We start from the raw sequence: 12,762 nt of genomic DNA, 5'->3' as shown, positions 1-12,762 counted from the left end.
AGCGTCGGGGGGCGATGGGGTGTGCGCTGTAATTCGTGTGGTCACGAGAATCCCGAAGCAGCAGATTTCTGCGGTGGCTGCGGTGCACGGGTAAAGCCTGCGAACCCCGTGCCACCAGGGCCGTCGGCCCGAAGCGACACCGCGATCGTGACTGGGTCCCTGGAGATACCCGCACAGCCGGCGGCCCCGCCGCCGTCGGCGCGGGTGGTCCACCACCCTCCCCGAGGACGGGTAGGCGCACCGAACGCACCGAGTCCAACGACGGACGAGGCGACGCGCTACCTGTGCGCGGCCGTTCATCTGGACAGCAAGCTGGCCGAGAAACTCGTCGAGGACGTCCTCGAGGAACCGCTCCGCGCGGTGGTGCGTTCCCCGGGCGTCGACCTCGTCGCGGTCATGAAGCACGCCATCGCCGCTCGCGCCCGGCATCTGGCCCGGGACGCGGCCCTTGCCGTACTGCTGATCCTGGCCATCGTGAATTTCGTGAGCGTCGGAGCGCTCCCAGGCATCCTCGTGGTCATGGCGTCCTGGGTCGTGGTCGTCGCCGAGGCGTACGTCGCGCGCTGGGGAGCGCTTGCGCAAACGCTGCGGCGCGGAACGTTCGACGCCTCCCGAGCGCCCGATCCACAACTCCAGGTGACGCGGGACCAGATCGACCTGGTCGCCGTCTACGCGGCGGGCAACGTAAGCACCTACAGCGGATTCGACCCGTTCCTCGGCCACGGATGGACGCTGGACAGCTGGTCGTTCGCCCTGGACACGACGGTGGCGTGCGACGACGAACCCGTCGTCTCCTTCACGGCCTCCGAGCTGCGCGAAAGGCTCGCCTCCAGGATCGCACTCCTCGACCTTCCCGGGCTGAGCGTCCATGACCGGCTGTTCATCAACGGTGCCGACATCCACCACGACAGCCGATTCCTGACCGGTCGGAACCCGCGCCCGGTCGATCGAGTCTCCGAAGCGGTCGTCGCGTACCTCACCGAGCATCCCGAGGACCGGGCCCGCCCCTATCTGGTGGTGGAGATCGTCGGCTGGGGCGGGCAGCTCGTGTACACGCTCTTCCTGCGGGTGACCGTTGGTTCCTCGCATCTGTTCGTCGAGGTGAACCACTCCCTGCTGCCACCTCTGCACTGGCGCTACTACGAGATCGACGACCTGCTGCTGCACCCCACGTTCGGAGAGTTCGCGCGGCTCGTCGTGGCCAGTGGATTCCGCTGGTTCGGCCTGGTGTTCCGCTGTATCCCGCGCACCCTCAAGCGGGTCTTCGCGGGTCCTCGACGGCGTTGGAAGCAGGCGCGCCAACGGCGGATGGTCGCCAGGCGCTTCACCTTCAACCACGGTGCCCTGCTGAGCATCCGGCAGGAAGCAAGCGATCTGCGCTCCCGTGTCCCGGACCGTTTTCCCTCGCTGGGCCCCGTCCTCGACCCGATGCTGAGCCCGGTCATTCGAACAATCCTCCGGCTCGGCCTCGACTCGAACGGGCTCCTGATCGGCTATCACCGATATTTCCAGAAACTTGATCAGGAAATGTATACGAAGGTCGTGGAGAAGAGGATCTTCGACACTCTCGTCGACTTCCTCGAAGAAAAGAACATCGACCCCGCGGAACTCAAGCGGCGCGCCGAGACGATCGTCAACAACAGCCTCACGGTAGGCGCCGGAGCCACCGTCACCGGTTCGGCATTCAGCGTCGGCCGAGGAGCCTCGGCCACCTCGAACGGAAAACCCTAGAAACCGCCCGCCCCGAGCCGGAACCGAATCCGACACGAAACGAACGGAATCGACATGAGCAAGGAAACAAACAAGGTCGACATCGGCGAGAACGCGAGCGTCAGCGAGTCCGCGATCGCCGTCGGCCACAAGGCCCGGGCGGAACAGACCACGGCCACCGGATCGGCCACCCCGTCGGCACCGCGAACCCCGGACGAACTGCTGGCCGCGGTCGACGAACTCATCGTCCGGATCCGGGCGACCGAAACCACACTGACCGACCGCGAACAGGCCCTCGCCGACGCCGAGGAGCTGCGCCACGAACTCACCCTGACGCCACCGAGTCGCGTGCGCCTGAAGCGAACCGCCACGTCCCTCCGCGACGCCGTGGGCGGCGCCACCGCGTTGAGCGGGACAATCGCACTCGTCATCCAGGCGATCAACGCCCTGTTCGCGTCCTGACCGACCGCCGAGGGGCGAACTCCGCTTCCACGGCGCGGAATCGACTCCCCGAGAGGCGAGCCATCATGATCACGTGCGCCCACTGCGGGGCCGTCCTCTCGGCGGCGGCACTGCGCTTTTGCACCACGTGCGGCGGTGAGGTAGGCCCCTGGAACGCCGAAACGATCGCGCCCGCGAGCGCCCCCGCGGACACGGGGAGTCGGCGCGTCCTCATGGCAATCCTGACCACCCTCGGCGTGGCCACAATCGCCGTCACGATTCTTCTTCTCCGAGAGAGCGACTCCGGCTCCGACACCACCACCGCGGCAACCACGACCGCCGAAGCCGCCATCGCCCCCGCAACTCGCACACCGCTCCCGCCGACCCCGGTGTTCGTGCCAAGGACGGCAGCCGCCTCGTTCTCGACCGGCCCGTCCCCGGGCGCGTCGTTCCCACCAACGCGCCCGGCCCCGGCCGGCACAACCGCCCTCGCCCCGACGAGCACTCCGGCATCGAACCCGGCCACCGTCGTCGCCCACTACTACGACGCGATCAACCGAGGCGACTACACAACGGCCTGGACCCTCGGCGGCAGCAACCTCGGATCGACCTACGCCACGTTCGTCGCCGGCTTCTCGGACACCGTGAGCGACAGGCTGACCATCGACTCCATCAGCGGCGACACCGTGCAGGTACGAGTCGCCGCACAGCGCACCGACGGCAGCGTCCGCCTGTACGCGGGGTCGTACACCATACGAAACGGCACCATCACCAAGGGCACCCTGCGCGCAACCGGCACCACACCCCCGTGATCCCGCGCCGACCAGGACGAACGAGATGGTGGAGGTTGGTCGGGCGTGTCGGATCGTGGCCCGGCACGCGTTCGACCGACGCTCCGACGTGGGGATGCATGACACCGACTCCGGTTCAGTCCCGTCGGATGGCGAAGACGTAAGCGGTGCCGGTGAAGACCACGGCGTGATCGGTGCCCACCGGCCGCGGCCTGTCCGAGACGACGCGTTGGAGGACCGCCTTCGTGCTCAGGTCGACCGCCATCGAGGGGCGCTCGCCGGAGTACAGGACCGGGCCCACGACGGCGACCGGTTCCAGGCGGATCTCGTTCTCGGCCTGTTGCCACAGCAGCGTGCCCGTGTCGATCCGCCAGGCGGCGACGGTCCTCGTCGTCGTGACCACGACGACGACTACGTCGGCGTCGGCGAGCCCGGACTCGGGCGTACCCGAAAGCGTCGGGCCTGTCGCCGGCAATCTGCCGGTGACGGGTGCGTTCACGCCGTAGGTGACGGTGGTGGGCGACGCGTCGAGGTCGTACCAGCCGATGACCAACCTGCCGCTGTCCTGCTTGACAAGGTCGGGCTGCGAGGTGGCGGCTGCTCCGACCGGCCGGGCGAGGTCCCGCGGCGCCCACAGGAGGGTTCCGGTGGCGGCGTCGAAGCCCGTCAGAGCCTGCATCGTGCGAAGGTCCGATCCCGCGATGTCGCGGTGATGGACGACCACTCCGGAGGCGACGGTGGCGCTGTCCTTGATGCAGGACCATTCCCCGCAGGGGATCCGCCAGCCGGGGGCGTCACTGCCGGCGTCGCTGATCACCAACACGCCGGGGCCGCTTCCCTTGCCGTGCTCGGTGACGATGCGCCGACCGTCCACGACCTGTGTCGCCTCGGTCGCACTCGGACGCCGGCGGTCGTAGACCCCGTGCGTCGTGTTTCATCACCCACCACCGTCGGCGCTGCGGGCCCAGCGCCGCGGCGGGCGGACTCACGCCGGCGACTCTTCCCGTACGGGTCGCCTTCCCAAGGCCGATCCCGATGCGGCGGGCAGCCGCCCCACGGACACGGGAAACCGGAGCCGACACCGGCAGCGGGCCGGGCGGGCCTGGATCTTCGCGCAGAAGTACAGGGCCATCAGACGTCCCGACCGTGTTTCCAGGTGCGCGTGCCGTTCCTCGCGTACACGCTCGGCGAGTCCAAGTCGCGTGGAGCCAGTCCCCAGTCCTCCCGGTCGAGGAGCCGGCGGAGGGGTCGAGGCTGGTCAGGTGGTGGCGAGCATGCCCGTGCGCAGGGTGGTGAAGGTGCGGGTGAGTAGTCGGGAGATGTGCATCTGGGACAGTCCGAGTCGTTCGCCGATCTCGGCCTGGCTGAGGTCGTCCCAGAAGCGGAGCTTGAGGATGCGGCGGTCGCGTTCGCCGAGTTCGGCGATCAACGGGCGCAACGATTCGCGGTCGACGACCAGGTCCAGGGCGGGGTCGGGGGCGCCGTGTCGATCGCCTCTGGAGGCGCCGTCGTCGCCGCTACCGGTGGTGGGGGCCGGGGCGTCGAGGGAGTCGGCGCGCAGGGCCGCGCCCAGTTCCAGGCCCGTGCGGACCGTGGCCTCGTCGGTGTCGAGGTGTGCCGCGAGTTCGGCGTGGTCCGGCTCGCGTCCGAGGCGGGCGGAGAGGTCGTCGCGGGCGCGGACCAGGCGCAGGTACTGCTCCTGTTCACCGCGGCGGGCGTGGACGGCCCAGGTGTGGTCGCGGAAGTAGCGCTTCAGCTCGCCCGCGATGGTGGGGATCGCGTAGGCGAGGAAGCCTGAACCGCGGTCGGGGCGGTAGCCGTCGACGGCCTTGATGAGCCCGATCGCGGCAACCTGGCGCAGGTCCTCGCGCAGGTCGGCGCGATGGGTGTAGCGAGCGCAGGCGTGTGTGACGAGGTTGAGGTTGTCTTCGACGACCTCGTTGCGCAGTCGGGCGTGGGCATGGGCGCCGGGTTGCAAAGTGGCCAGGAGTGCCAGGTTGCGGTCGGTGGCGGCGCGCAGTGTGGCCAGGGCGTCGGGGTGGTCGGTCATCGTGGGAGGGGCCTCCGAACGAAACGTGTCGGACGCCGGGGGACCGCGGGCGTGAACGGGCGATGCGGCCCGGGGCGGGGCCGACTTCGATCCCTTCCACCCCACGGCCCGCCCACACCGCAAAACGAACAGGAGGATGCGCGGGCGGCGCCCGGTGCCACGTGTCCGGTGAGGGCGCGGCCCATTACACGGGGCGCCGTCGCAGGGCCGCCATGTCACGCCATTCGCCGAACCAGTGCACACAGGGGACGATTCCAGAGAAACACATCCGAATCACTACTTCTCGGTGAAACGGCGGTACCTGGCCATGATGGCCTCCGCTCGGCACTGTCGGTGAGGCTGGTCCGCGTCACACTGGGGGGATGGACGTCCCCGTGGCCACATGAATCTGCCGGGTTCCCGGGACACGGCGTCTACATCGTTTGGGTGAACCACCCCATCGCCCGACCCTCGAGGACATCCGTGTCGTGGGACCCAACGCAGAGCCCCGGGAAGGGAGTGCTCTCCGGTCGCCGCCGAGTCCCGGCCTCGCGCTCGCATCGCGCGAGGCCGGGACTCGGACCGTGCGAGGAGACCGGCGTCGGGCCCATTGCGCACACGATGAGCCCGACGGCGCTCCCCTTCGGCTCGCCGCACGGGGCGAGCAGGCGAAGTCATGGTGTCGCCGCTCGCGTCGAGGGCGGTCGGTTGTGCTGTGGGGCGTCAGCGTGGGTGCGGTAGGGACTGCGTGTGGGTGGCCGGCTGCGGGTCGGTGCGCAGGTGTTCGTGGGTGACCAGGTGGACGGCCTCGTCGACGTCGGGCGTCATCCATCGGTCTTCGCCCAGTTCGGGGATGTGTTGCCGGAAGCGGGCGTGGAGTTCGGCGGTGCGCTTGCCCAGGGCCAGGCCGCCCATCTGCGGGCGGGCCGCGTCGATGCCCTGTGCGGCCAGGAGGAAGTGCACGGCCAGGATGATCTCGGCGCGTTCGAGGTTGTCGTCGAGGTTGCGCTCCGATGCCATGGCCATCGTGTTGTGGTCCTCCTGTCCGAACTTCTCCGGGCGGGACAGGACTCCGGCGGGCACGGCCCGTACCTGCATCTCGGGCACGAGTGCCGCCGCGACGGTCTGCGCCTGCACCATTCCGGAATTGAGGCCGACCGGCGGGCCCGCGAGGTTGTCGGGCAGGCCGTAGCTCCACTTGGCGGCGATCAGGCGCGCCGACAACTCGTGGCTGAGCACCGCGACGTCGGTGACCTGGGCGTTGAGAGTGTCGATCGCGTGACCGATCTGGGCGTCGTCGTAATTGCCCCCCATCACGAACTCGCGGCTACCGTCGGGGCGTTCGAACACGAGGGGGTTGGACGTCGAGGAATTGGCCTCACGCTCGATGATCGCGACGGCCTCCGCGAGGGTCTGCCGCAGCGTGCCGGCGATGTGTGGTGTGGAGCGCACGGACACGGCGTCCTGGATGCGCGGCGTCGTCTCCCCGTACTGGGTGCGACCCTGCTCGGTCATCCACTGGCTGCCCTGGGTCAGCGCGCGCAGTACGCCGGCCTCGTGCTCCTCGGCGGGGATGCGGCGTTCCGCGTGGGTCCGGGCGTCCAGGGAGCCGGCCTCGGCGCGGGTAGCCTCCATGAACAGGGCGAAGGCGCCGCCGAATTGGTCGAGGAAGGCCTCGGAGCGGAGCACGGAGGCGACGTAGCGCGCGGTCAGCACACCGCTGCCGCTGATCAGCGGCAGCGCCTCGCCCGCCTGCAACTCGAACGTCCTGGGCAAGCCCGCGCGGGCGAGCACGTCCCCGGCGGGGCCGGGTTCCCCGCCGCCCAGCCGAGCCGTCGCACCGTCGCCCGTGAGCACGAGCCCGGCGGCGGCCATGGGTTGGAGGTCGCCCGTACCGAGCGAGCCGATCGCGGGCATGACGGGGGTCACCCCGGCGTTGACCAGCGCGAGCATGCGCCGAACCGTCTCGGGACGGACTCCCATGTGCCCCCGGGCCATCGCGTTGGCACGCAGGACCAGGGCAAGGCGCGCGACGCCGGTGGAGAGTTCGGGACCCGTGCCGGCCGCGTGCGAACGCAGGATGTGCTTTTGGAACTCGACCTGTTCGGCGTCGGTGAGCGCCTTGTTCTTGAGCGGGCCGAGGGCCTGGTTCCAACCGTAGACGCGTTGTCCTTCGGTCAACGACGCCAGTGCGCCGTCGCGGGTCCGGGTCATGTCCGCGGCGGCGCTCTCGGAGAGTGCTACCGGGCCGGACGTGCCGCGGAAGACCGCCGACATCTGCGCCATCGTCAAGTGCGCGCCGTCCAGGGCCACGGTCGCACCCGTGCGATCCTCGACGTCACGAGCCCCTCCCCCGGAGGGATCACCGCCCGCCGGCGCGTAGTCCGCATGGGCCGAAGCCCGCGAAGGCGGCGCCACGGAGGCGGCCGAGCCCGACACCAGAGCGAGTACGCCCGCCACGGCCACCGCCATACGGGCGGCCCGGGGCAGGGGAAGCCCGCGGAAGCGACGCCTGACGGGCCGAGATGCCGAGGTGTGGAGCGGCGCCGAGGTGGCGCCGTGGCAATCTGGAATGATTTTCATGCTTATCGCGTCGACCGGACACTCCGCACGCTGAAGGTCGACGTCCTCATTGCCCCCGAACGCCGGCCTCCACGCGGCGAGCCACTGCCGGCCGACCTCGATCGCGCGACAATGCCGCACAGTCACCCGCTACTCGGCACGAGCGGCCACCTGCGTCGCGCACACCTTCCCGGGGCGGGCTCTCGATTCGCGGGATGGCGTCACGGTTCACCGCCGCAGCCTCGACCGACACGAGCGGGGCTCGACACGCGGGGCGACACGCCCGGTGGGGCGGTGAACCGATTGGTGGGTGGGTGGCACAATGGGGTGGGAACGGGTTCGAAGGCGCTTGGGCGCGCAGCCTTTCGTTCGGGATGCACCGGGTGAACGGCGGACAGGAAAAGGGACCACCGCCGTGAGCGAGAATCGACCGTCCGAGGGCCAGCCGATCTCGGGGCCCGACGTCGCGCACAACGCCCGGGTCTGGAATCACTGGCTGGGCGGCAAGGACAACTACCCGATCGACCGCAAGGTCGGCGACCACGTCACAAGCATGTTCCCGAGCATCGGCGAAGTCGCGCGCGCGGACCGGGAGTTCCTGGGCCGCGCGGTGCGCTTCCTGGCCGGCGAGGCCGGGATGGACCAGTTCCTCGACATCGGCACCGGGCTGCCCACCGCCGACAACACGCACGAGGTCGCCCAGCGGGTGAACCCCACCGCGCGGATCGTCTACGTGGACAACGACCCGCTCGTCCTGGCGCACGCCCGCGCGTTGCTCACCAGCACCCCCGAGGGCGCCACCGACTACATCCACGCCGACGCGCACCACCCCGACGCCATCGTCGCGGACGCGAAGGCGACGCTGGACTTCGACCGCCCCGTCGCGGTGATGCTGCTCGGCAGCCTCAACTTCATCCTCGACACCGACACCGCCGTGGACATCGTCGGCCGGTTGATGGCCGCCGTACCGTCGGGCAGCCACCTGGTGATCACCCATCCGACCACCGAACTCGGCGGTGAGGGCAACGTCGAGGCCATGCGGTTCTGGAACGAGAACGCCACCCCGCCGATCACCGCCCGCAGCCTCGCCGAGTTCACCCGCTTCTTCGCCGGCCTGGATCTGCTCGACCCGGGCATCGTCTCCTGCGCCCGCTGGCGAGCCACCCCCGTCGACGGCGAACTCCCGCCGATCGTCCCGCAGTTCGGCGCGGTCGCCCGCAAGCCCTGACCCCCTCGCGCGCAGGTCCGACGAACACACTACGGCGGCGGGGGGGGCCCGCGGGGCCGGGCCCCCCCCCCCCCCCCCCCCCGACCCCACCCCCCCCCCCCCACCCCCCCCCCCCCCCCCCCCCCCCCCCAACCCCCCCCCCCCCCCCCCCCCCCCCCCCCCCCCCCCCCCCCCCCCCCCCCCCCCCCCCCCCGGGGCCCCCAAAACCCCCCGGGGGGGGGGCGGCCCGGGCGGGGGCGGCCCCCCCCCCCGCCGCGCCGGCCTTACCGTGCGCGATCCCGTCCGGCTACTCCGTCCGCAACCCGTCCGGCCGCATCATCCGCCACAGCGGCGGCAGACTCAGCGCCGTGACCAACAGCACCACACCCGCGCCGATACCGGTCATCGACGCCAGCCCGGTCCAGTCCACCCCGAACGGGCGTTGCGCCATGCCGAGCAGCGCCGCGCCCAACGCCACCCCGGTGCCCGCCGCGAGGAGCAGGCCGAGCACGACCGGGATCGCCGTCTGGTACAGGATCGACCAGCTCAACGTGCTGCGCCTGGTGCCGAACGCGACCAGGACCGACAACAACTTCCGCCGCTCGCGCAGCTGTTCCAGCATGGTCACCAGCAGGCTCGCGCCGATCATCAGCAGTACCACCGTCGAACCGATGAACAGCGCGGTGCGCACGTTCGCGAACCGCCGAGATTCGTGGGTCTCGCTCAGCGTGTACACCTGCGCCAACGGATCCACCCGGGCCATGGCGTTGCGTGCCAGGTCGCTCGCGTCCCGCACCGCCGGGTCGAGCGCCAAGGTCATCGAGTAGGTCAGCTGCCGGCTCACGGCCGCCGGCACCGCGCCGGGCGTCGCCAACACCCCGTCGGGGGCGATCCCGCTCGCGTCCGCCCGACCCGGAACCGTGCGCGCGGCCGCGGGGATCACCCACGGCGTGAGCACGGGCGTCGTACGCGGGCCGCGGCCCATGTCGATGACCACGTTCTTCCCGGGCACCGGCCGCATGCCCCCCACGGAACCCGACGTGCGTGGGTCGACGACGAACGTGTCCCCGTCCGTACATCCCTCGATCCGGGCCAACTCGCGCAACGTGTCACACGTCCCGATCGTCAACGACGCGCCCGGACCGGAATCCTCGCCCGGCTCGGCCAGGCGGGTGCCGGATCGCCAGAATGCGCTGCGCACCCCCGTCGCCTCCCGGATCTGCCCGGCGATGCGCTCGATCCCCTCCGTGCCCAGCGGCGCGTCGGAGCTCACCGCGAGTTGCGCCCGCGTCGTATCCGCGCCGGTCTTCTTGGTGTAGTCGTTCTCGATCCCCAGGAAGAGCATCTGGAGCGCGATCGCCCCCGCCACCGCGACCGCGATGCCGTTGACCGCCCGGGCCGCCGAGGTACTGCCCACCTGAAGCCGCCGGACCGCCAGTTGCCACGGCACCCCACCGGCACCGAGCCGGGCCACCACCGCATCCACGAGCCAGGGCAACATCGCGGTGACCCCGAGCAGGAGCAGCACCACGCCGAGCACGACCTGTCCCCGGTTGAACTCCCCGCTCTCCGATCCCCGGCGGATCAGCGGGTACAGCGCGGCCAGTCCCGCGAGCGGCAGCAGCAGGCGCCACCACACCCTGCGCCGAGGGGGCGTGGCGGTCCGGACCACGCCCAGCGGTTCGATCACCACGGCACGCAGCGCGAACAGCGTCACCGCGACCGCCGAGAACGGCACCGCCAGCGCCACGAGCACCGCGAGCGGCACGCTCGGGTCCAGGTCGGACGGGAAGATGCTCAGGTCGAACGCGGAGGCCACGCCGGCCAGTTGCCGCCCGATCAAAAAGAAGCCGAGCCCGAACAGCAGACCGAACAGTGATCCCGCGAGCGCCTCCCCCGCCGCGATCCACCGGGTCGTGCGCGCGTCGGCGCCGACCAGCCGCAGCGCCGCGAGCCGCCGGTCCCGCCGCTCGCCGCCGAACCGCACGGCCGTGGCGATCAGCACCGCGACCGGCATCAGCAGCACCACGAACATCACCACGACCAGCAACACCAGCCGGGGATCCATCGGGTCGGCGGGAAACGAGCTGCCGAACGCGGTGATCCGCTGCACCGAACTCCATCGGTCGCCCGCGGTCACGGTGTCGTTCCCGGCGTAGAAGGCCAGTTCGTCCGGGCCGATCAGGCCCTTGTCGCCGATCGTGCCGACCGTGCGGTACGGGAACCGTTCCCGAAGCAGCCGCCCCCGGCTCGAATCGAGCAGGTCGGCCAGCGCGGGCGAGACGACCATCTCGCCCGCCCCCGGCACCTTGGCCAGCCCCGGCGGGATCGGCGCCTTCGGGCCCTCCGCCCGCAGGAGCCGACCCCGGATCTCGTCGCCCTTGTAGCTGGTGTCGGCATTGGCGATCAGCAGCGTATGGTCGCCGGCCTGCGCCGCCTGCCCGCGCTGTTCGTTGCGATCGCGGCCCCGCTCGTCCCGCGCGGACAGCGCGCTCGGAATCGCGGTGGTCAGCAGGAGCAGCGCCACCCCGAGGCCCACGCCGATCGCGGTCAGCAGTGTGCGGATCCAGCCTTCCCGGCCGCCGGTGACCGCGAATCCGGCGCCCATCCTGAGATCACGGAACACGTTCACGCGGCGCGCGCCATGTCCCGGGACCGGCCGTCGCGCACGACGATCTCCCGGTCGGAGTACGCGGCGATCCGCGACTCGTGGGTGACCAGGACGATCGCGGCGTCGGTGGATCGGGCCGCCCCGATCAGCAGGTGCATCACCCGTTCGCCGTTGAGCGAGTCCAGCGCGCCGGTCGGCTCGTCCGCGAAGACCACCCGGGGGCGGATCACCAGCGCGCGGGCCACCGCGATGCGCTGGCCCTGACCGCCGGAGATCTCGCCGGGCCGCTTGCGCGCGAGGTCGGCCACCTCCAGGCGCTCCATCCACTCCCGCGCCCGGGCCTCGGCCTCCTTGCGCCCCACCGCGTTCAGCCGCAGCGGCAGCGCGACGTTCTCCAGGCAGGTCAGTTCGGGTACGAGTTGGCCGAACTGGAAGACGAAGCCGAAGTCGCTGCGGCGCAGCGCGCTGCGCCCGCCGTCCGACAGGGCGGTCAGGTCGCGGCCGTCGTAGCGGATGGTGCCGGAGTCGGGGCGCACGATGCCGGCCAGGCAGTGCAGCAGCGTCGACTTGCCCGATCCGGACGGGCCCATGATGGCCACCACCTCGCCCGAGCGGATGGTGAACTCCGCGCCGGCGAGGGCGGGCGTCGATCCGTAGGTCTTGTGCAGGTCGTGGCCGCTGAGCAGGGAGTCGGTCACTTGCGGATCTCCAGGGTGAGTTCGCCGAGCCGGGCGGCGGTGAGTTCGAGCCAGCGCAGGTCGGCCTCGAGGTGGAACAGCGCGTGGTCGCAGATCAGTCGGTCGCTGAGATCGCCGTCGATCTTGCGCCGGGTCAGCTCGCGCATCATCGTCAGGTGTTCGGCCCGCTGGGTGTCGAGGATGTCCGCGGCGTCGCGGCCGGTCAGCAGCGCGAGGACGACCTTGGTGTAGAGCGTCGACTGGAGATAGGGCTCCGGCGTCTCCGGCCGGCCGAGCCACTGTTCGACGTCGGTGACACCGGCGTCGGTGATCGCGTAGCGCTTGCGCTCGGGACCACCGCCCGATTCGAGCCCGTCTATCTCGACGAGGCCGTTCTTCAACAGCCGCGACATGGTCGAGTAGACCTGGCCGTAGGCGAGGGTACGGTCGCGTCCGAAGCGCTCGTCGAAGCTGCGCTTGAGGTCGTAGCCGTGGCAGGGTCCGGACTCCAGGAGCCCGAGCAGGGTGTGACCGATTGACATGCCGAGCACTATACGCACCAGGTATACCTCGTGTGTATAGCAGGGTGCCGTAGGCCCGTCACCGCGTGCGGTGACGGGCCTACGGCAGGAGGAAGCGCTAGTGCTGTGACCGGAAACGTTCACCGGGTGGCCGGGGTGGTCAGGCTGCTCGGGTGAGGGGGCGTCCGCCGTAGCGGACGCCCTTTTCGCTGC

At 70.8% G+C, this 12,762-nt stretch carries 10 protein-coding genes; 4 read left to right on the top strand and 6 right to left on the bottom strand.

All coding sequences use genetic code 11. The features are described from left to right. Positions 1-147: 147 nt before the first annotated feature. The 3 genes from ACH4XV_RS35700 (at position 148) to ACH4XV_RS35690 (ending at position 2,963) form a co-directional block, all read left to right on the top strand. Positions 148-1,731, top strand: a complete 1,584-nt coding sequence (locus tag ACH4XV_RS35700; protein ID WP_395796574.1) for a hypothetical protein — start codon at positions 148-150, stop codon at positions 1,729-1,731. Positions 1,732-1,785: 54 nt separating this feature from the next. Then, the gene (locus tag ACH4XV_RS35695; protein ID WP_395796572.1) at positions 1,786-2,172 is read left to right on the top strand and encodes a hypothetical protein; all 387 of its coding nucleotides are present in this window, start codon (positions 1,786-1,788) and stop codon (positions 2,170-2,172) included. Positions 2,173-2,384: 212 nt separating this feature from the next. Then, positions 2,385-2,963: a hypothetical protein gene (locus ACH4XV_RS35690; RefSeq protein ID WP_395796570.1), complete on the top strand. Its 579-nt coding sequence runs from the start codon at positions 2,385-2,387 to the stop codon at positions 2,961-2,963. A gap of 115 nt (positions 2,964-3,078) precedes the next feature. Here ACH4XV_RS35690 and ACH4XV_RS35685 read toward each other — a convergent pair whose 3' ends face one another. From ACH4XV_RS35685 to hutH, 3 genes are all read right to left on the bottom strand, one after another. Next, a complete protein-coding gene (locus ACH4XV_RS35685; RefSeq protein ID WP_395796569.1) occupies positions 3,079-3,816 on the bottom strand; it encodes a hypothetical protein in 738 nt (245 codons plus the stop codon). A gap of 384 nt (positions 3,817-4,200) precedes the next feature. After that, on the bottom strand, positions 4,201-4,992 hold the full coding sequence (locus ACH4XV_RS35680; protein WP_395796567.1) for a sigma-70 family RNA polymerase sigma factor: 792 nt from the start codon (positions 4,990-4,992) through the stop codon (positions 4,201-4,203). A 702-nt stretch (positions 4,993-5,694) separates the two neighbouring features. Beyond that, entirely contained in the window at positions 5,695-7,284 is a 1,590-nt protein-coding gene (hutH, locus tag ACH4XV_RS35675) for a histidine ammonia-lyase (RefSeq protein ID WP_395796565.1), read from the bottom strand. A gap of 664 nt (positions 7,285-7,948) precedes the next feature. Here hutH and ACH4XV_RS35670 point away from each other — a divergent pair. After that, positions 7,949-8,761 (top strand): SAM-dependent methyltransferase, encoded by an 813-nt coding sequence (locus tag ACH4XV_RS35670; protein WP_395796563.1) that lies wholly within the window; start codon positions 7,949-7,951, stop codon positions 8,759-8,761. Between the two features lie 286 nt (positions 8,762-9,047). Here ACH4XV_RS35670 and ACH4XV_RS35665 read toward each other — a convergent pair whose 3' ends face one another. The 3 genes from ACH4XV_RS35665 to ACH4XV_RS35655 are packed head-to-tail and all read right to left on the bottom strand — an operon-like array spanning position 9,048 to position 12,570. Next, positions 9,048-11,348, bottom strand: coding sequence for an FtsX-like permease family protein (locus ACH4XV_RS35665; protein WP_395796806.1), 2,301 nt, complete (start codon positions 11,346-11,348; stop codon positions 9,048-9,050). A 20-nt stretch (positions 11,349-11,368) separates the two neighbouring features. Next, on the bottom strand, positions 11,369-12,049 hold the full coding sequence (locus ACH4XV_RS35660) for an ABC transporter ATP-binding protein (RefSeq protein WP_395796561.1): 681 nt from the start codon (positions 12,047-12,049) through the stop codon (positions 11,369-11,371). Beyond that, entirely contained in the window at positions 12,046-12,570 is a 525-nt protein-coding gene (locus ACH4XV_RS35655) for a PadR family transcriptional regulator (RefSeq protein ID WP_380000465.1), read from the bottom strand. Before ACH4XV_RS35655 ends, ACH4XV_RS35660 begins: the two co-directional genes overlap by 4 nt. Between the last annotated feature and the right edge of the window lie 192 nt (positions 12,571-12,762).

This window comes from Embleya sp. NPDC020630 (assembly GCF_044334985.1).
GTDB lineage: Bacteria > Actinomycetota > Actinomycetes > Streptomycetales > Streptomycetaceae > Embleya.
Note: the sequence above shows the minus strand (reverse complement) of the source record. Positions and strands in the feature narration are given on the sequence as shown.

Coding starts and splice junctions, on each gene's coding strand:
- ACH4XV_RS35695 (WP_395796572.1), top strand. CDS start 1,786: ATGAGCAAGGAAACAAACAAGGTCGACATCGGCGAGAACGCGAGCGTC.
- ACH4XV_RS35690 (WP_395796570.1), top strand. CDS start 2,385: ATGGCAATCCTGACCACCCTCGGCGTGGCCACAATCGCCGTCACGATT.
- ACH4XV_RS35680 (WP_395796567.1), bottom strand. CDS start 4,992: ATGACCGACCACCCCGACGCCCTGGCCACACTGCGCGCCGCCACCGAC.
- ACH4XV_RS35665 (WP_395796806.1), bottom strand. CDS start 11,348: ATGGGCGCCGGATTCGCGGTCACCGGCGGCCGGGAAGGCTGGATCCGC.
- ACH4XV_RS35655 (WP_380000465.1), bottom strand. CDS start 12,570: ATGTCAATCGGTCACACCCTGCTCGGGCTCCTGGAGTCCGGACCCTGC.